General features: G+C 52.3%; 18 protein-coding genes. 4 read left to right on the top strand and 14 right to left on the bottom strand.

Features of this window, described 5'->3' with window-relative positions:
- Positions 1-37 precede the first annotated feature (37 nt).
- The 6 genes from choW to HCH_RS03850 all read right to left on the bottom strand — a co-directional run bounded on the left by choW (position 38) and on the right by HCH_RS03850 (position 6,517).
- A complete protein-coding gene (gene choW, locus HCH_RS03875; protein ID WP_011394821.1) occupies positions 38-883 on the bottom strand; it encodes a choline ABC transporter permease subunit in 846 nt (281 codons plus the stop codon).
- A gap of 12 nt (positions 884-895) precedes the next feature.
- On the bottom strand, positions 896-1,834 hold the full coding sequence (locus tag HCH_RS03870; protein ID WP_011394820.1) for a choline ABC transporter substrate-binding protein: 939 nt from the start codon (positions 1,832-1,834) through the stop codon (positions 896-898).
- A gap of 67 nt (positions 1,835-1,901) precedes the next feature.
- A complete protein-coding gene (betA, locus tag HCH_RS03865; protein ID WP_011394819.1) occupies positions 1,902-3,578 on the bottom strand; it encodes a choline dehydrogenase in 1,677 nt (558 codons plus the stop codon).
- A gap of 9 nt (positions 3,579-3,587) precedes the next feature.
- Positions 3,588-5,051, bottom strand: coding sequence for a betaine-aldehyde dehydrogenase (gene betB, locus HCH_RS03860; RefSeq protein ID WP_011394818.1), 1,464 nt, complete (start codon positions 5,049-5,051; stop codon positions 3,588-3,590).
- Positions 5,048-5,644, bottom strand: a complete 597-nt coding sequence (gene betI, locus HCH_RS03855; RefSeq protein ID WP_011394817.1) for a choline-binding transcriptional repressor BetI — start codon at positions 5,642-5,644, stop codon at positions 5,048-5,050. The genes betB and betI overlap by 4 nt, the downstream gene beginning before the upstream one ends.
- A 396-nt stretch (positions 5,645-6,040) precedes the next feature.
- Complete coding sequence (locus HCH_RS03850) at positions 6,041-6,517, bottom strand: winged helix-turn-helix transcriptional regulator (protein WP_011394816.1); 477 nt, start codon at positions 6,515-6,517, stop codon at positions 6,041-6,043.
- A 134-nt stretch (positions 6,518-6,651) separates the two neighbouring features.
- Here HCH_RS03850 and HCH_RS03845 point away from each other — a divergent pair, with 134 nt between their 5' ends.
- Positions 6,652-8,955, top strand: coding sequence for a molybdopterin-dependent oxidoreductase (locus HCH_RS03845; RefSeq protein WP_011394815.1), 2,304 nt, complete (start codon positions 6,652-6,654; stop codon positions 8,953-8,955).
- A gap of 104 nt (positions 8,956-9,059) precedes the next feature.
- Here the strand turns inward: HCH_RS03845 and HCH_RS03840 are convergent, their stop codons facing one another.
- Positions 9,060-9,956 (bottom strand): alpha/beta fold hydrolase, encoded by an 897-nt coding sequence (locus tag HCH_RS03840; RefSeq protein ID WP_011394814.1) that lies wholly within the window; start codon positions 9,954-9,956, stop codon positions 9,060-9,062.
- Positions 9,957-10,149: 193 nt separating this feature from the next.
- Here HCH_RS03840 and HCH_RS03835 point away from each other — a divergent pair, with 193 nt between their 5' ends.
- Complete coding sequence (locus HCH_RS03835; RefSeq protein ID WP_011394813.1) at positions 10,150-11,184, top strand: GlxA family transcriptional regulator; 1,035 nt, start codon at positions 10,150-10,152, stop codon at positions 11,182-11,184.
- On the opposite strand, the gene HCH_RS03830 is transcribed toward HCH_RS03835, so the two are convergent.
- Both HCH_RS03830 and HCH_RS03825 read right to left on the bottom strand, forming a co-directional pair.
- Complete coding sequence (locus HCH_RS03830; protein ID WP_011394812.1) at positions 11,174-11,899, bottom strand: hypothetical protein; 726 nt, start codon at positions 11,897-11,899, stop codon at positions 11,174-11,176. The two genes, HCH_RS03835 and HCH_RS03830, sit on opposite strands and share 11 nt — an antisense overlap.
- Positions 11,899-12,225, bottom strand: coding sequence for a hypothetical protein (locus HCH_RS03825; protein ID WP_041598407.1), 327 nt, complete (start codon positions 12,223-12,225; stop codon positions 11,899-11,901). The genes HCH_RS03830 and HCH_RS03825 overlap by 1 nt, the downstream gene beginning before the upstream one ends.
- 168 nt (positions 12,226-12,393) lie before the next feature.
- Between HCH_RS03825 and HCH_RS03820 the strand changes: the two genes are divergently transcribed.
- Both HCH_RS03820 and HCH_RS03815 read left to right on the top strand, forming a co-directional pair.
- Positions 12,394-12,792 carry a helix-turn-helix domain-containing protein gene (locus HCH_RS03820; protein ID WP_011394583.1) on the top strand — a complete coding sequence of 133 codons (399 nt, stop codon included), beginning with the start codon at positions 12,394-12,396 and terminating at the stop codon, positions 12,790-12,792.
- A gap of 22 nt (positions 12,793-12,814) precedes the next feature.
- The gene (locus HCH_RS03815; RefSeq protein WP_148212451.1) at positions 12,815-13,402 is read left to right on the top strand and encodes an IS630 family transposase; all 588 of its coding nucleotides are present in this window, start codon (positions 12,815-12,817) and stop codon (positions 13,400-13,402) included.
- On the opposite strand, the gene HCH_RS03810 is transcribed toward HCH_RS03815, so the two are convergent.
- The 5 genes from HCH_RS03810 to HCH_RS03790 all read right to left on the bottom strand — a co-directional run bounded on the left by HCH_RS03810 (position 13,364) and on the right by HCH_RS03790 (position 18,929).
- Entirely contained in the window at positions 13,364-14,626 is a 1,263-nt protein-coding gene (locus HCH_RS03810) for a hypothetical protein (RefSeq protein WP_011394811.1), read from the bottom strand. The genes HCH_RS03815 and HCH_RS03810 overlap by 39 nt on opposite strands.
- 152 nt (positions 14,627-14,778) lie before the next feature.
- The gene (locus HCH_RS03805) at positions 14,779-16,245 is read right to left on the bottom strand and encodes a sensor histidine kinase (RefSeq protein WP_011394810.1); all 1,467 of its coding nucleotides are present in this window, start codon (positions 16,243-16,245) and stop codon (positions 14,779-14,781) included.
- Positions 16,246-16,271: 26 nt separating this feature from the next.
- On the bottom strand, positions 16,272-17,102 hold the full coding sequence (locus HCH_RS03800) for a hypothetical protein (protein ID WP_011394809.1): 831 nt from the start codon (positions 17,100-17,102) through the stop codon (positions 16,272-16,274).
- Positions 17,077-17,832: an MBL fold metallo-hydrolase gene (locus tag HCH_RS03795; RefSeq protein ID WP_011394808.1), complete on the bottom strand. Its 756-nt coding sequence runs from the start codon at positions 17,830-17,832 to the stop codon at positions 17,077-17,079. The genes HCH_RS03800 and HCH_RS03795 overlap by 26 nt, the downstream gene beginning before the upstream one ends.
- A 413-nt stretch (positions 17,833-18,245) precedes the next feature.
- Positions 18,246-18,929: a hypothetical protein gene (locus tag HCH_RS03790; RefSeq protein ID WP_011394807.1), complete on the bottom strand. Its 684-nt coding sequence runs from the start codon at positions 18,927-18,929 to the stop codon at positions 18,246-18,248.
- Between the last annotated feature and the right edge of the window lie 471 nt (positions 18,930-19,400).

The following is a 19,400-nucleotide window of genomic DNA, read 5'->3' as shown; positions in this document are numbered from 1 at the left end:
CCCACTACTCTTTCAGCAGAGACCAAGCGCGGCGCGCTCAGGCTCTTTTAAACAGTCTGTCCAATAAAATGGCGATCAGTACGATAGCCAGCCCGGCTTCAAATCCAGTGGCGATATCCACCGTATTCAAGGCGCGCACCACTGGTTTGCCCAGTCCGTCGGCGCCGACCAGGGCGGCGATGACCACCATGGACAAAGACAGCATGATGCACTGCGTGACGCCCGCCATAATGCTGGACATCGCCGCGGGTATCTCTACTTTCAGCAGCAAAACGCTGGGTTTGCAGCCAAACGCTTTGCCGGCTTCCAATAATTCTTCCGGCACCTGTGTGATACCCAGATGGGTCAGGCGGATTGGCGCAGCGATAGCGAAGATCACGGTTGAAATCAGGCCGGGCACCACTCCCAGACCAAACAGGGTCAGGGTCGGAATCAGATAAACAAAGGTCGGAATCGTCTGCATCAAATCCAGCAAGGGACGCATACCGCGATACAACCAGGGACGGTGCGCGGCGGCGATGCCAATCGGAACGCCGAAGAGCACGCAGAATCCGGTCGCAAACAGGACCAGCGCCAGTGTTTCGATCGTCTCCTCCCAGTACCCCATATTCCAGATGAGGCCCAGAGCGATCAGTGCGAATAAAGGCGATGACCAATTGCGATGACGCCAGGCGGCGAACGCCACGATGACGGCGATGAACAACCAGGGCGGCGCAAATAACAGCGCTTCGGTGAGCCCCTGGATCAAGTATTCCAGACAAATGGCGACGCCGTCGAAGAAGGCGCCGCCATGGTCGATAAGCATATCGACCAGGCTTTCCATCCAATCGCCGACTGGCAGTTTGTAGCTGCTAAGAGCGCTCAAATAACTACTCCAGTCCATACCTGCGCCTGCTTACATCAGGTCCAGGTGTTTTTTCACTGCCGGCGCCGCTGGCTTGCCGTCAATGGTTTTAACGCCCTGCAACCAGCCTTCGACGCTGTCGAAGTTTTCTTTTAACCACGCTTTGGCCGCCACTTCAGGCTTTTTCTTATCATCCAGAATTGCGCCCATGACTTCGTTTTCCATTTGCAGGGAAAACTCCAGGTTGTTCAGCAGTTGCGCCAGGTTACCGCACTCATTCATCAAGCCTTTACGCACATTGGTGAATACAGACGCGCCACCGAAGTTAGGGCCGAAATAATCATCGCCGCCGCTGAGATAAGTCAGCTCAAAGTTGGCGTTCATCGGATGCGGCTCCCAGGCCAGAAACACAATCCACTCTTTACGCTTAACGGCTCTTTTCAGCTGCGACAGCATGCCTGCTTCGCTGGATTCCACCACTTTGAATTCTTTCAGAGCGAAGGCGTTTTTATCGATCATGTCCTGAATCAGACGGTTGCCGTCATTGCCCGGCTCGATGCCGTAGATACGGTCTTTGAACTTGTCCGCATGCTTGGCGATATCCGCGAATGTTTTCACGCCCGCTTCCGCCACATAAGAGGGCACCGCCAGCGTGTACTTGGCGCCGTCCAGGTTCTTGCCAACAACTTCCACAGACTTGTTTTCCACATAAGGGCGAATATCCGCTTCCATGGTCGGCATCCAGTTGCCCAGGAATACGTCCACGTCGCCGTTCTCCAGCGACTTGTAGGTCACCGGCACAGACAGCAGCTGGGATTCCGTGGAATAGCCCAGCCCCTGCAGAATGACGGAGGTCAACGCAGTGGTGGCGGTGATGTCGGTCCAGCCGACATCCGCAAAGGTGACTTCTTTGCAGCTTTGCGCGCTATAGGCGTTAACACTCGTCAATAACATCAGACCGCTGATCAACAGTCGCTTGAAGTGGTTCATTATTTTTCCTCTCTTCAATCGTTCCAGAAATGGTTGGGGTCCGCCCTGTCTCCAGGGCGGGCCTTGGCTACCGCTGCTTGTTCGCGTAGTCGGGATGAATCCAGACCGGCGCGTCGCTGGGCGGCAGCATCGAAACGCCGAGAATGTGATCTGCGCACTTCTCGGCCATCATAATGGTCGGCGCATTCAGGTTGCCGCTGACGATGCTGGGCATGATGGATGCGTCCACCACTCTCAGTCCTTCAACGCCTCTGACTTTCGCCTCGGAATTCACCACCGCCATCGGGTCGTCATCCGCACCCATTTTGCAGGTGCAGGAGGGGTGGTAAGCGCTATCCGCTCTCTGGCGGATGAATTCGTCTATTTCCGCATCGCTTTTTACAGCCGGACCAGGACGCAGTTCTTCACCGCGGAATGGATCAAGCGCCTGTTGCGCGAAGATCTCCCGGGTCAGTTTCACACACTGACGCATCTCCCAGCGGTCACGCTCCGTCGCCAGGTAGTTCGGCTCCAGCAGCGGGTGCTGACGCGGGTCGCGGGAGACAACCTTCAAATAACCCGTGGAGGTCGGGCGCATCGGCCCAACGTGGGCCTGATAGGCGTGCAACTTCGGATCGACGCGGCCATGGTCAATCACCTGCGACGGCAGGAAGTGGTATTGGATGTCCGGGTGCTTCACACCGGCTTCAGTGCGGATAAAACCGCCCGCTTCCAAATGTGCGGTGCGGCAGGCGCCGCTGTCGTGGTTCAGAAACCACTTCACGCCTTCCAGGGTTTTGCGCGGCTGCTTGGTGTAGGTGTACAACGTCAGCGGCTGCGAACAGGCTTGCTGCACATAGAACTCCAGGTGATCCTGCAGGTTCTGGCCTACGCCGGGGACATGCGCCACCACAGGGATGCCCAGAGACTTCAACTGCGCTTCATCGCCAATGCCGGAAAGTATTAAGGTCTGCGGCGAGTTAATCGCGCCGCCGGACAAGATCACTTCCCGCTCCGCCTTGACCTTGACCAGTGCGCCGTTTTGTTCGTACTCAACGCCAATGCAGCGACCTTTGTCGAACAGAAGACGGGTGACCATGGCGCCGGTTTCCGCCGTCAGATTGGGACGCGTCAGGGCGGGACGCAGGTATGCCTGCGCCGCGCTCCAGCGTTTGCCCTGCTTGATGGTCATGTCCATCACGCCCACGCCTTCCTGCTGATAGCCGTTCATGTCCTCGGTGTAGGGATAACCAGCTTCCATTCCCGCCTTGATGAACGCGTCGAACAAAGGATTCTTTTCGTCCCCGGTATGCACGTTCAACGGGCCAGCGTTGCCGCGATAGGCGTCGCCCCCGCGTTCACGGGTTTCCGCCTTGCGGAAGTAAGGCAGTATGTCTTTATACGCCCAGCCCTTGGCGCCTTCTTCTTCCCAGCGGTCATAATCCAGCGCGTGACCACGGATATACACCATGGCGTTGAGGGCGGAGCCGCCTCCCCATACTCTTCCCCGCGGCCAGTACAGGCGGCGATTGTTCATGAATGCCTGGGGTTCAGTGTGGTAGTACCAGTTGTACTTGTCGTCCGCCAGATTGAAAGTCAGGGCGGCGGGCATGTGGATCTTCCAGGTATCGTCTTTACGGCCTGCTTCCAGCGCCAGCACATTGAACTTACCACTTTCCGACAGACGGTTAGCCAGAACGCATCCAGCGGAACCGGTCCCGACGATGATGTAATCAAAACTATTGGTAAACTGCTTGTCAGCCATAACGCTCGCTCAAAAAGGTGATTCCAGGTCCGTCATGCCGACGTAGACGGCCTTGATTTGGGTGTAGTGATTCAGGGTGGCCATGCCGTTTTCGCGACCGATGCCGGATTGCTTGTAACCGCCTACCGGCATCTCCGCCGGCGAATAGCCGAAACTGTTAATCCAGCAAATCCCCGCCTGCAGCTTGCCGATCACACGATGAGCGCGACGGATGTCATTGGTGAACACCGCCGCGGCCAGGCCGTATTCCGTATCATTGGCGCGCGCAATGACCTCTTCTTCGTCCTCAAAGCTCAGCACGCTCATGACGGGACCGAATATCTCTTCCCGCACGATGCTCATGTCATCGCGACAGTCGGCGAATACTGTGGGAGCGACGAAATAACCGTTCTCCACGCCTTGCGGGCGCACCCGTTCGCCGCCGCAGACCAGCCTTGCGCCTTCCTGCTTGCCCAGCTCGATATAGCCCATGACTTTCTCCAGGTGCGGCGCGGAGATCAGCGCCCCCAGATTGGTGTCGGGATGCATGGGGTCGCCTATGCGCACATTGCTTTCGACGCGCTCTTTCACTCGCGCCAGAAAACGGTCGTAAATCTCTTTATGCACAAACACCCGCGTGCCGTGGGTGCAGACTTCGCCCTGGGTGTAGAAATTCCCGAGCAGGGCTGCGGAGACGGCGTTTTCCAGATCGCAATCATTGAAAATCACCAGCGGTGATTTGCCGCCCAACTCCATGGTCACGTCTTTCAGAGTGGAGGCCGAGTCCGCCATCACTTTCTTGCCTGTGCCCACTTCGCCGGTAAAAGACACTTTGGCGATACCGGGATGAGCGGTCAGCATACGGCCCACCCGATGATCGCCCTGCACCACATTGAAAACGCCGGCGGGAACGCCTGCTTCAATGAAAATCTCCGCCAACTTCAAAGCGCCCAACGGAGTTTCTTCGGAGGGTTTGAACACCATGGCGTTGCCTGCAGCCAGGGCTGGCGCAGACTTCCAGCAGGCGATCTGCAATGGATAGTTCCAGGCGCCAATGCCTGCGCACACGCCCAAAGGTTCCCGGCGGGTGTAATAGAAATCGTCGCCCAGGGATTGCTGATTGCCTTCAATTGAAGGCGCCAGACCAGCGAAGAACTCGATACTGTCTGCCCCGGTCACCACGTCCACGACGCTCGCTTCCTGCCAGGGCTTGCCGGTGTCCAGCACTTCGATACGAGCCAGCTCGTCATTTTTTTCCCGCAGCAGCGCCACCGCTTTCTGTAACACACGTCCCCGCTGCATGCCGGTCATGGCGGACCATTCAGCAAAGCCGCGCTGCGCAGACTCCACCGCCGCCTGCACCAGGCTTTCACAAGCCTGCTCAACGCGGTAAATCAGCTCGCCTGTAGCGGGATTCACCACATCGAAGGTCTCATTCGATGTGGACGCCCGATAAGCGCCGTCAACAAAAGACTGATAAACAGGAATGCTCATGCTTTGTGTTTTCCTTCAAACAACTCACTTACGTAGTTCTTACAAATGCGTTCCGCCTGCACGACGGACAGGCCGCCGGAGCTGAGCGCGCTGCGCAGCCACAAACCATCGATCAAGGCCGCGATGGCGTGAGCCTGATCCTCCACTTGGGACGGCGGCAGAATTTCCCGCAGGCTTACTTTCAAATTAGAGAACAATCGCCGTTCATTGACGCGTTGCAAGCGAGCCAGCTGCGGGTCATGCATCGCCTGAGCCCAAAAGGCCATCCAGGTTTTCGCCGCCCGTTCACTCACCTGCAACTTGCTGAAGTTGGCTTCGACGATGGAAAGAAGGCGACTGTATGGCGAACCGTCCGACGTTTTGGCCAGCTCTTTCAGCAGGGAGGTTTTCAAGGCTTCCAGCAGGTAGCGGACAGTCGCCTCCATCAGCGCCTGCTTGCCTCCGAAGTAATGGCTGATAATGCCAGTAGAAACACCCGCATAACGGCTAATGGAATTAATGGTCGTGCCCGGAATGCCATAGGCTTCCACCGACTTCAGGGTGGCTTCGATAAGCTGCTCTTTCTTCTCTGCTTCGACGACGATTTTAGGCATTTTTATTGATTGAATGTTCAATTAAAAACACACCCTAATAGTTTGAATTCAATATTTCAATTTTGAGAGCCTTCAGGAAACGAGCAAAAGACCTAACGAAACAGAGAACAAAACTCTTTTATTACAACCAATTAAGCCACCACTTCGTCACACGCACACAAAAATGTAACTTTTTGTAAATTATAAATATTTAGCATTCTAAATAGACAAAGACCTTAATCTCTAAATTTACTTTGAGTCGCAACAGTTCTCTCAGGGAAAGCTCGAAAAAAGCGAGACATGAGGACGCAAGGAAGCCAAAAGGGAAGGGAAAGAAGGGAAAGAAGGGAAAGAAGGGAAAGAACGAGAGTCTGCCAGCAACAGCGACGAAAAGGCGACAGGCGCCCTGATTTCTCGTTATTCGTCGGCGCTCTTCGTCAAAGCGCGGAGTCCGGACCCCAGCATGGGTTTCACCGATTTGGCGTCAACAGGCTCGCCACATTCAGAACAGGTCAGCGTAGCGGTCATTTTCTTACCGCAGCCCAAATGAACGTACTCAACGGGAGGCCCGGCGTCGCCAGCCATGTATTTATCGCCCCAACCCGCCATCGCCAGAATCACAGGGTACAAATCCATCCCCTTGCGGGTGAGCCTATACTCATAGCGTGCTGGACTTCCCTGATACAACGCTTTGCGCAACACGCCGCTTTCCACCAGTTTATTCAGGCGGTCCGACAAGCGATGGCGCGTGATCTGCAAACGCTTCTGGAACTGCTCAAAACGTCGCACGCCCAGAAACGCTTCACGGATGACCAACAGGGTCCAGCGGTCGCCAATGACCGACAAAGTGCGGGCGATTGAGCAAGGGATATCTTGGATTTCATTCCAGCGCATAAGCGAGCAGGTGACTTCTCCAGGTTGACGGATGTGAGGTAAAGAACGACAGGAAGTATAGCTTTACAGGTTCCAGTTTGGAATTTACTATTTCATAGGTTCCAAAATAGAACTAATAAGAAAGGAGAGTGATCATGTCTGATGCAGAGACAGTTGAAGAATGCGTCGATCAGCCTGTATGGAAGCCTACTGCATGCATTCTATGCAGCATCAATTGCGGCCTGGAAATGCAGGTGGACAAGGGACGCATCGTCAAAGTAAGAGGCGACAAACTGGCGCCCAATTCGGAAGGCTACATCTGCCAGAAAGCCGCCAAGCTTGATCACTACCAAAATCATTCCGCTCGCCTGCGACAACCTCTAAAACGCCAGCCAAACGGCGAATACGCTCCTATCTCCTGGGACGCAGCCATCGCCGAGATCACCACACGCATGCGCGACATCAAGGCCCAACATGGCGGCGGCGCATTCGCCTACTATGGAGGCGGAGGCCAGGGCAATCATCTTGGCGGCAGCTACTCCGGCGCATTGCGGGCGGCTTTGGATACGCCCTATTTATATACCGCGTTGGCGCAGGAAAAGACGGGGGATTTCTGGGTAAACGGGAAACTGTTCGGCCGCGAAAGCTGCTTTGTACTGGAAGGGATGGAGCACTCCGATTACTGCATCGTGCTGGGAGCCAACCCTTATATGGCCCACGGCGTGCGCAAAACCCGGGACCTGCTGAAAGCCTACAAGAAAGACCCCAGCCGCACTCTGGTGGTCATTGATCCACGCGTCAGCGAAACCGCCAAAGACGCGGACATTCATTTGCGGGTGCGCCCAGGTATGGACGCTTACCTGCTCTCCGCCATCATCGCCGTCATTTTTCAGGAAGAACTGGAAAACAAAGAATTCCTAAACCAACACACCAATGGCTACGATGACTTGCGCCGTCATTTCATCGACCTGCCGATAGAGCAATACGCAACCACCGCCGGCGTCGATCCCGAGCTGGCGCGCCAGGTCGCCCGTGGATTCGCTACAGCGAAATCCGCCACCGTCAGAGCGGACCTCGGCATTCAACACAGTCTGCACAGCACGCTGAATTCCTATCTGGAAAAACTACTGTTTCTGGTGACCGGCAATTTCAACAGATCGGGCGGCAATCACTTGATGGCCCAATTCGCCCCTTTGATCGGCCACTCCAAAGCCGATGACCAGAAAACCGCCGTCACCGGCATGTATGGCATCGCCAAGCTGTTCCCGCCAAACATTTTGCCGCAGGAAATCGATAGCGATCACCCTGGCCGTATCCGCGCCCTAATTGTAGACAGCGCCAATCCCGCCTTGTCCGCCGCCGATACGGAAGCCTATCGGAACGCTTTCAAAAAACTGGAATTGATGGTGGTGATTGATGTGGCGATGACGGAAACCGCCCTCCACGCGCACTACATATTGCCGGCGGACAGCCAGTTTGAAAAAGTGGAGTCCACCTATTTCACATTCGGCTTCCCCACCAGCTATTACCATTTGCGTCGCCCCATACTGCCCCGCAGCGGCGACACGCTTCCAGAGCCGGAGATTTACCGACGACTATTGGTGGGACTGGGCGCAATACCAGACCATTTTCCTTTACTGGAAAAAGCGGCCAGGCTGGACCGTCGCCTCCCCTTCAGCCGCGCCTTTCCATTGGCGCTGGCGGCGACGTTGAAGCGCCACCCACAGTGGCGCAAATACGTCCCGGTCATTTTGTACGCCACCCTTGGCAAGGCGCTGCCGGAAGGCATGCAATCCGCAGCGGCGATCTGGGGCGTCTGTCAGATGTACGCCGCCAAGTTCGGCTCGCAAGTCCGACGTACAGGCCTGCAAGGCAAGGGCTACGCTCTGGGGCTGGCGCTGTTCAACCGCTTTCTGGAGAGTCCCAGGCCCGCGCCCATCTCCACCTTCAAGGTAGAGGAGACCTGGGATCTGTTAAAGACCAGGGACCGCAAAATAAACCTGCATATACCCGAACTGACTGAGTGGCTGGATCGTTTGAAAACAGAGGCGCTCAGTGAAGACAGGGATTATCCGTTCATCCTCGCCGCCGGCGAACGCCGCGCCTATAACGCCAACCAAATCTACCGCGGGCCGGAGTGGCGCAAGACGGATAAGGAAGGCGTATTACGCGTTCACCCCTCCGATCTGGCCAAGCTGGGACTGGTTTCCGGGGATAAAGTGCGCTGCCGTTCCCGACGGGGCGCGGTTGAGGCCATCGCCTCCGCGGATGAGAGCGTGTTGCCAGGAGTACTGACGCTGCCTCACGGCTTCGGCATGCTCTATCAGGATGAGCAAGGAAGACAGTTGCGCAATGGCCCAGCGATCAACATGCTGACGGACGCGGCTCACTGCGACCCCATCGCCAAGACGCCTTATCACAAGTACGTCCCGGTGGCGCTGGAAGCCGTGGACGTCTAAACACCGCAAAAAGGCGACGATACGCACTCATCAATAACGCCGTATCGTCGCTGCGCCGGCCTGTCCAAGGGACCGTCCCTTAACCGCAATGTCCCTCACCGGCGTCAATCAGGGAGTCGGTTTATGAACTTTACAACTTCCTCAATGACGCTTTCATCCCGCAATACTCGGTAATGCCCCAGCCCCGCGGTCTGCAGGAAACGACTGCCACGCCACTTGAGGGCAAGCGCTTCACCGTACGCAGCAGGAACTTCCGCATCATTTATATCTGATACGATCATTCCTTCCGCCTGGATGAGTGGAACGTTTTTCATCAATGACAAGCGATCCCAAATGTCATCGCCAAACTCCTGCTCCATCAGTTTGCAATGTGCGAGCATGACGGCGTCTGGAACCTGTAGCCGCTGCTGGAACACATCCAACACCACCTGCATATCCGCTGGCGGCGCCAGCATAATGACTTTGTTGGTCAACAGTCCTTCCCGCACCGCCATGGCCGCGGCGATAGATCCCAAAGAATGCGCGACCACGGCGTGAACGCCCAATGTCTGGGCCGCCACCGCCAGAATCGCGTCCCGCATTTGCAGCACGTTTGTGCGCACGCCCTGGGCCCGCCCATGGCCGGGCGCATCAAAGGCAACGACCCGATAACCCTTCTCCACTAAAGGGGCCACCATGGCGCCGAACTGCACGCCTGAGCCGGACCAGCCATGGGCGCATAACACCACCGGGCCGCTTCCCCAGCTGTAGACAGGGATGGTCAGCGCGCCCACTTTCAAGTTCATGAACGCGTCAGCCTTGTCCAGCAAGGCGTCAAAGCGCGAGCCCACCCCATAACGTTGCGGCGTAAACCACAGCCGGTTAAGCATTCGGCCTGCCCCCTGAGAGGAAATACGGGCGTAGGCGCGAATCGCCCAGCGCATGGCTTTCAAAGCGAAGGGAACCTGCGGCTCCCGCAGAGGCTTGGATGGAGCGACAACCAGGGGAATGTTCGCGGACATGGGGCTTCTCCTCTTAACTTGCTGGATACAATCGCCGGCGTGGCGCCATTTCTCGGGCTTTATCGCTGCGGCTATGAGTACAAGATAAGGATTGCAATGCATTAGCGGGAGTGTCATATTTGACACTTAAATTGCTTTTTATGACATTTCATCTTTTCCTGTTTCGCTAACGAATTGGATGAAGGAGTCACCCATGAAGATCGTTTTGCTCGCCCTTCCCCACTGCGCCGCCGCCTCCGTACACGGCATTCTGGATATATTCACCACGGCGAATTACTGTCACGCCCGACTGTCCGGCGCCGCCGGCAAACGTTCACTGGAGCCATTCTTCAATATCAATGTTGTGACGCAGAATGATCAGCCCGTCACCGCCTACAACGGCATGGCTATCGCTCCGAATGCAGCGTTCGAGGAAGTGGAGCCGGATTTGATCATTGTTGCTTCCGCTATTGAGGCGATTACTGCAGGCGCCGCCCTGCCGCAACATCTGGCGCAATTTCGTCAGGCTTATACATGGCTGCAAGCTCACGCCCGGCGCGGCGCCGTCATCGCCAGCGCCTGCACCGGAAGCTTCGTTCTGGCCGAAGCCGGACTTCTGGAAGGCAAAACCGTCACCACCCACTGGCGCGCCGCAGAACATTTCCGCCAGCGCTACCCGGAAATAAGGCTGGACATAGATCGATTGCTCATCGATAGCGGCGACATCATCTGCGCTGGCGGCGCCACCGCCTATATCGATCTTAGCTTTCATCTGATCGAACGCTTCGCCGGTCAGGGGCTGGCGTCAGCGGTGTCCAAACTGCACCTGTTCGACAGCAAACGCCAACAACAAACCCCTTACATCACGTTTTATGGCTACAAGTCCCACAAAGATGACGCCGTTAAGAAAGCCCAGGAGTGGATGGAATCGCACTATGCCGAGCATTTTTCCGTCGACGACGTGGCGGCGCTGGCCGGGCTGGGAGGGCGCACCTTCAAACGCCGCTTCAAGGAAGCCACCGGCGAGAACCCGATCAATTACCTGCAGCAATTACGGGTAGAGGCGGTGAAACACCAATTGGAGACAACACTGAAATCGTCGAATGAAATCATCTGGGAAGTAGGTTATGAAGACATCAGCTCATTCCGGCGACTCTTTAAACGAGCCACCGGATGCACGATGGAGCAATACCGTAAACGCTTCAGTTACGTGACGCCCGCTATCACAAGTTACTCCTTTAACTCTTAAAAGTTTTAACTTTTATGTGTGCTTCTACAAATGCTTTAACCACCTGATTAAAGCATCTTAAAAATGGATTACATTCAGCTATCCCGACTGTATCACTATCATCATATACATCTCCCGGGAAAGACCTCGACGACACATACTTAAGAAGCTCGTCGAGATATGCCTCGACCTTAACAGTCAGGTCTGGAGAAAAAATAGAAACCAAATCAAAATATTCTCTAATATCCTCGACATTTTTTTCAAAATCCTCATATTCTCCCTCCTTCATCACATAACCATTATAATTTTTACAACATTCAAATATAAATTTTTTAAAAGGATCGATAACACTAGGAATAATAACTTTTCTTAGCCAAAAATCATCATAGATAGATCTGCTTTTATCGCTCCATCTAAACCAAAATATAAGAAAAATATTAATAACACCCAATATAACGCCACAAACATAAACAAAATCTTTTAAGCCAAAACTGAACTCGTCTTCATCGCCTTCTACGTTCCCCGATGAGTTGTTTTCTTTAGCATTAGAATAAACGGGAAGCTCTTTATTTTCAGATAAATTCGTTTTAATTTCTTCTTTCTCTGCCGCATCGATAGTTTCTATCGTTCCAGGAGCATCATCCAAACCTAAGCCATTGCCTTGTATTATATTTCCACGAGCCAAGCCAGCACTATTAACCATAATCAATAGTATAACTAGCACCAGCCTTTTCATCAGAGAGTTAAGCCTCTATTTAATAATGATCTAGACACAGCAGTTTTAAGCTGATCCTGAAACCTTTCACCCAATCTACTAATATCAACATAGTCAAAGAACAATTCAACGCTATGAATCCTCTCTACATCAGGACCAAATAAGCCGAGAAAAAATGAGCTATTAATAGAAATCGTATTCTCTGGAACCTTAATAACTAGTTTACACACTTTTTCATTACATTCATCCAACTTGAAGTATTTTCTTGCTTTTTTACCACTACTCCTACCAACAAAGACTCTCCCTCCAAGCTTTCCGAGATCAATTAACACGTTATTCCTACTCATTTAAAACCTCTTCAGTAACTATTTCAGGAAGCACAAATCTAATAGCTATCAATGTCCCTGGGAATCTCGCCCCTCTCAAGTGAACAACATAATCTTTAAGTAGCAAAATAAAAATTTTCTAATAAAATAGGCGACTTACGACCACTCAATCTGATCATATTTTGCACCGTGAAGTACGTCAATCATCTTAAGCCCGCTGAAATAAAGACTCTTACCGATGGATTTCGCTACAGCCCGAGCTCCCGCTTCCGTATTCGCTGTCACGCCATACTGCTCAGCAATAAGGGGTATAAAATCGATAAAATTGCCGACATTATCGACTTCCACCGCAACACCATTTCGATCTGGATTGAGCAGTGGGAAAGCATGGGAATATGCGGCCTCATTAGCGACGCCTCCCCGGGAAGACCGCCCATTTACACGGAGCAGGAACAAGAAAAGGTTTGTAAGTGGATTGACGAGCAGCCCCAACAACTACGAGACGTCCAGATACGTCTGGAGAAAGAAACTGGAAAAAGCGCTAGTCTGGAGACCGTTAAACGGAACTTAAAAAAAATCAAAGTATAGCTTCAAGCGATTCCGCTTTTCGCTGCGCGCGCTTCGGGATGAAGTCGCCTTCCGCCAGTTTCAGGGCGTTGTGAAAGATCTTCAATCCTGGGAGGATGCAGGCGAAATCGAGCTTTACTACTTTGATGAATCAGGCTTCAGTCAGCGTTCCAACTTACCTTATGGCTGGAGCCCTGTGGGGAAGCCGACGCAAATGAAATCCTATCCACACAATAAGAGACTGAACGTTCTGGGGTTTATGAGTCGCCGCCAGAAGCTGATATTCCATGCCACAGAGGAGCGGGTGGACTCCGCCAAAGTCGTAGCGCTTTTTAATAAGCTGGCGGAGAGCAAAGATCCGCTTAAGCCAGCCGTGGTGCTTCTGGACAACGCCTCCATACATCGCTCTGCGGAGTTTCGCCGACATAGGTTGGATTGGATAGATAAAGGCATCTGGCCGATCTATTTGCCGAAATATTCACCGGAGCTAAACCTGATAGAGATCTTGTGGCGAAAGGTGAAGTACAGCTGGCTGCCTTTGGATTCGTATGAGACTTTCGACAGGCTGAAAGAGTCAGTGAACGACATCCTGTCAAAGTTTGGACAGGAATATAAGATTAATTTCGTTTAGGTGCTTATCAGGGATTTTTCGAAGATCATTATCTACATTAAAAGCTATTGTTGGACGCCCATTTCCATCATTTTTCATCTTGTATTTCCCGTCAAACTTTATATGTGTCTTCCCCGACATAATACACATTTTTGCCTTAGCTTCCCCATCCTCTCCCAAGCATATATCTTGAAAAAAACTAATCAAATCTACAGTACCGTGACCTCTTGTATCATCACTTTCGCTATTTTTGCTACTAACCCGCCCCTGTAAGGCAACCAACGTTATAAGGTCATCTTCGTTCCAATTAGGCATCATTAGATTTCCGCGCCGGTGACACTCCAAGTAACCCATCATTTCAGACTTAGCAAAATCGTCTCTCTCTAGCTCTTTAAATGTATCAGATATAGTCTTCCCAAAATTAAAAATAACTACTTCACAAACTCTACTTTCGTTATTTTTGTCTAAGTATCCTACAATTTGCCAGTCGTTGTTTCCCGAGTGTTCTTGTACATTATCAAGGATTTCGCCTACGTACTCGGCTAGCTGCTGCTCAGCATGAGCAGTCAGTTTAACTTTGCAACCTAATAGGCACTTGTTGATATGATCAACAAAATCTTGTGTTGTTAGAGTTTTCCTGTCCAAGCTACCAACTGAAATATCCCCTTCAGGTATGGCTCGCCTCGAGAATAAGACGATCTTCTCTTTTTTTTCAGAGCTTCCGTCAATTTGATGCCCATCTACTTCCAACTCTTTAACAACGCCGACGGACCTGATCAGTTTTGCCATAGAGTCAGATGTCGGATAGACCCCCGAAATAGAGACATCTCCCCCGGAATTGCTTAGAAATGTACCGCACGCCTTAACAACTCTACCCAGAAGTACTTCAGCGGCTAAGTCATGACCACTGACTTTCTCATGACTTATCGAAATCCTTTTTATTACGCAGTTACTTTCAAATATTGGGCCCAGTTTAGAGAGCGCCCTTAAAGACTCTGATGGATTTTCAATTAGAGAGAATAACTTTGGAAGGGTAACATTGAGTATTTTTCGATAAGACATCCTCCCTGCAAACCTGCCTCGACCAAGAAGATCTCTGATATACTTGAGCTCCATATCCCTACGCAAGTAGCCCAATCTTGTATTCAGGGCCTTTTTTCTAGCCCTTTTGAAGCGCAGCCTAGCAAGATGACGCAACGTCCTCTTTATTAACAAAAACAAGTCAACCTCAGACGGCTTCTTCACTAACCCGCTCCTGAGAATTAATTCATCTAGTTAGATATGGCTCTTTTCTCCACCCTCAAATTTAGAAAAAGGTTTTAACAGCTATGACCTTCTCGAATAACGGGGCTTATTTCACTATAGACTACAGGCTTTTTCTTTCCTAGAACCAAAAGTTAAGCGGGAATGGACACTTTGATACGGGCGCCCGCTTCCGTGTTTACCGACTCGAAACGACCGCCCAGGCTCATGGCGCGTTCGCGCATGGAGATCAGTCCAATGCCCGCGTCCTTTTCCTGCAAGGGCTTGAAGCCCACGCCATCGTCTTGAATCACCAGTTCATAGTCCTTGGGACGATGTAGCGAAATCGCCACCTCTTTCGCCGCGGCATGTTTGACTGCGTTGGTGACGGCTTCCTGCACAATGCGATAAATGCCGATGTTGCGCTCCTCGTCCAGATTGTCGCAGTGGTCGCCGATCGACAGCATAAACGAACACCCATTTGAAGACTGGTTGTAATTGTTGACCAGCTCCTCCAGGGCGCCACTTAAGCCAAGTGTGTCGATAATCTCCGGCCGCAGCCGGGAAACCAGACTTCTGGCGGAGCTGTAGGCATCCGTGACAATCGACGTGATTTTTCCTCCCATGCCGGCGATCTGCGCATCCTCGCCGCCTTCACGAGCCAATTGCTCGATTTTCTGAGAATACATTTTGATGGCGACCAGCGTGGCGTTGAAATTGTCGTGAATTTCCTGGGCGATCAGTTTGCGCTCATCTTCCAACGCCGTACGTAGCGTATTGCCCAGCATGCGGTTTTCCTCCACCGCCACTTCAAGCGCGTGCGTTCTCTCCCGCACTTGTGCTTCCAGGAGGTTCTTGTGATCGAGAATTTTTTCGCGATAGGCCAGAAACGACTGCAGCAACTGCCGTATTTCCACAATGTTGCCGCCTGCGAACGGATGCGTCCCCAGTCGATTCAATTCCTCTTTAGCTTCAGTGTCATCCACAGAGTCCACAAACCGGGTAAGCTCTCTCACCGGGGCGGTTAGCGCCCGCGACAATAACAGGGAAAGCGCCACACCTGTCGCCAGGATAAAAATCAGCGCCATGGAGCTGATAATCAGGGTATCCGCAAGGTGCTCGCGCTTAATCAGTCTGGGAACGAGGAAGGTCACCAGCGACCCGATTTTTTCACTGGAAGAATGCTCAAGCACCGGCGTCACTTTGCGGATAAAGGAAACGCCATCCGCTACCGACTCAAAAGGCGCCGCCGGCGTCCCGTCAAACTTAAACGCGCTACCCTCCAGGTTCTCCCAGTCGTAGCAACAGGGAACATCGACCGCTGCGGATTTATGACTGGTCGCCGCCACCTTGCCGTCGGCGTCCAGCACATAGGCGAACAGTAACGGGCTCTCTTTAACCAGCTGCGCCAAGGCGTCTTCAATATGGACAAAGTTGCCCCGTCCAAGCAGCACTGAAATATGCTGTCTGTTAATCAGGCCGGAAGTCTGATCGGAGACTTTGATCGAGTTCGCCAATACCTGATATTGGTGCACGAAAAAGGAAACCGCGAACCCAAATAAAGCGACCAGAACCGTAAACTTGATGCAACGCAGAAACGAGTACTTTCTAAAACTATCCATATTGTTAGACGCACTTTGTTAGCTGATTAAATTCCCTTAAAAGAATATACGCTGTAGATATACTCTTCTCCCTTGCGCACCGCATAGGGCCCGCCGCACTCAATGGGCAGCGCCGTATCTTCCTTGGAGAAAATCAGCATGACGTCTCCTGCGCCATAACCCCGCTGATTGCCGTTCAATTGCCGGAACTGAACGCTTCCTTTATCGAAGCCGGGGTCCAGGTCTTTTACGGAAACCTGGTAGGTCTCCGGACACTCGATGGGCTCATAGGAAAATACCGAAGGGGCTTTGTAGGCAGTCGTAGGCTCGCCCATGACTTTGGTCATATCGATGGAGGCGTCGCCATATTGCAGGGTGTTATTCAGGTCGCCGTACACCACCGTCTTCACATACCAGGCCCAGAAAGCGGCCTTTTTCAGGTACTTATCCTCCACTTTCGCATCTTCGCGGGTGGGAAGAATAACCTGCACTTCGCCGTCTCGCTTGCTCAATGGCGCCGCGTCCTTAGCGCTCGCCAGAATAGTTTGCGGATTGTTGGCGATCTGCGCAGGCATGAAGGTGATGTAGTCATCGTCGCCGATAAAGTAAACGTTATCGTAACGCCACTCTTTCGCCGACAACTCGCTCACGGGCACGCCCGTGAAGACGTGCTCCTTTTTCTCGCTGTTCAGGTAGCGGTGCGGCGTATTGGAGTACACATCAATGCGCGCGCCGATTTCATTCGTCTCCACCACGCGATAATCCGCAGCGTTTTTATTAATGACGAAAATTTCCTTGGCGGCGGCGTTGAGCGACAATGCGCAGGCGCCGGCCGTCAGCAGCGCGCAGGTTTTAAAATGCGAAAGTTTGCCCCGCATAGGTGATAAAAAGTCTGTCCTTTTCAATCTCGTTCTCCCTTACTAACTTATCGTAGGTCTCAGTAATAACGCTGATTTCATTCCTGCACATATGGGTCACGCCCACGCTCGCGGCTCCGCCGGATTGAGCAAATTGCAGCACTTCGCTGAATGAATAATGACTGGGGATATTGTCGTTAAGCTCATACACTTCCTGCAAATGCAGGTCGACGCCCTGAATCAACTCAACCGCTTCCGGCGTCAGCTTGCCGTCTCCGGAAATGGAGAATGAGCGACCGTTAAAATCCAGTCGATACAATAAGTTCGGGATAGAGTGTACGGTGGGCGCGCAGCGAATGGAAACATCCCCGTATTGTTTACTGTCGAGGGTGTCGAATTCGGCGAACTCAATCGTGTATTTGAAATACTTGGACACGCCGGGATAGCCATGCTCAAGCAGACTTTTAATAAAGGTTTCCGTTCCCGCCGGCCCCCAAATCTTAAGAGGACGGGTTCTTTTTTCTTCCAGATAGCGGACCAGCAAAGGTACGACACCGAAGGAGTGGTCCGCATGGTGGTGGGTCAGCAACACCAGATCAATGTTCTGATGCAAATCGCCCGCCCATAAGCGGGGCGGAACCTGATAACCACAGTCGATAAGAATGGAGCCATCGGCGGACTGCAACAGGAAAGAGGTGTTGCACTCTTCCGAGAAGGCCTCTCCATTACCGACAATCAGCAAATTCTTCATAACAAAAGCTTTCCGTGTTTTCCATTTTCCATCTCATCGCGAAACGCGCGGATGGCGCTCCCATGCCTGCATGGCGGCAACCTGTCGATTGCCGTCGGGATTATGCCACTATTAATCAGGCAGACAAATAGCTTCCTTCTATTTGTCTGCAACGACAGGGCCTGCACATGTCAGACCCTGTCTCCCGCGGCTAATAGCCGCGCAGACGCATCCATGCGCCTGATTATTAACATGCCAATATCATTGCCATATTAATAACCTATTGGTTTATAAACGGGACTCCGTTTTCTGTAATGAAAGGCGCCGAAGAACAGGGGAAGGGATGGGAAGGAAACGCAAAAGCAAGCCGGCGTTGACTCACCGGCCGTAGGAATGCACGAAACCGTAAGTATGCGCGAAATAGGAGCGCTCGATCAGAGGGGTTGAAAATTCGGGAACAGTTCGCGGGTAATGCCAGGACCGCCGCCCTTACCTACGTTGTAGTAAATGGTCCACAGTCCGCCTGTGCGCACGCCAAATACGCTGGTGGGCGAAGCGTAACCCTCCCGCGCCTTGGCTCCGTAGTCGCTGGGTTTCAACATTTGCAGGCCGGCATGAGAAATCACGTTGTTAGTGATCAGCTGCTCGGTGACCTGTCCATAAAACTGATCCTGCGCCGCCTGCAGATCAAAGTTGTATTCTTTGATATCTCCGCTGTTGGGGAAGTTCACCAGGTTTTCATTGGCCGGCTGGCAATTCATATGCACCACAAAGGGGGAGACCGGATTACCGGATACAACCACGCAGCACCCGGTCAAATTGGCGGTAACGAAGAAATTACAGGCGCCCTGAAGCTGACCTACGACAGCGCGCCATCCCCGCCAGGGCAACCAATAGCAGTTGCCGTTATGGGCGGTGGCGACGGTAACGGTTTTACCGCCAGCCACGTGCGCGCCTTCCTGCAGATTGGCTCGCTCAAGCTGATTCACCAGATAGCAGTTGCGTTGGATGTTGTTACATTTGACGCTGTAGGTAGCGTGAGAAATATTTGAGGATTCCGCGCCGGTCACGGTAATTGACTTGTTCGCATTTTGTTTAAAAATATCCGCCAGGGCCATCTTGTCGTCTCCTTAAACTCATTATTGCTGACAGTCACTGCAACCCCGCCTTGCTTATGTCGGAATAAGGCTCCCACCGCGCGCGTGACCGGATACAGAAGCTAGCGACAATCCGGCCCCTGCGCCCTTCATGTTTTTTATAATGTTTTGTTATCACCTCTGACTTTTCTCATCTATTAATCCCATCATTCGGAAAAGGCAGAGATATTCGATCGCTTTTTTGCGCTGGACAACGCGCTTCAATTGCTGCTTTTTCAAGCATAACTACAAATAGAATCGGCGATAAAAAACATGACGTACAATTCGCAAAAGAAAAACAATGTAAAATTTATTAAAAATAATACAGTATAACGAATTATATACCCGCCTCGTTTATCCCTTAAAAAAGCAACTTTTAGTTACATAAAAGTGCATTATTTTCACTGTTACAAAACATATTGACACATATAATTGACTGGAAACGAACAATAT

The sequence above is a fragment of the Hahella chejuensis KCTC 2396 genome (genome assembly GCF_000012985.1).
Taxonomy (GTDB): domain Bacteria; phylum Pseudomonadota; class Gammaproteobacteria; order Pseudomonadales; family Oleiphilaceae; genus Hahella; species Hahella chejuensis.
This window is presented reverse-complemented; position numbering and strand designations above follow the sequence as displayed.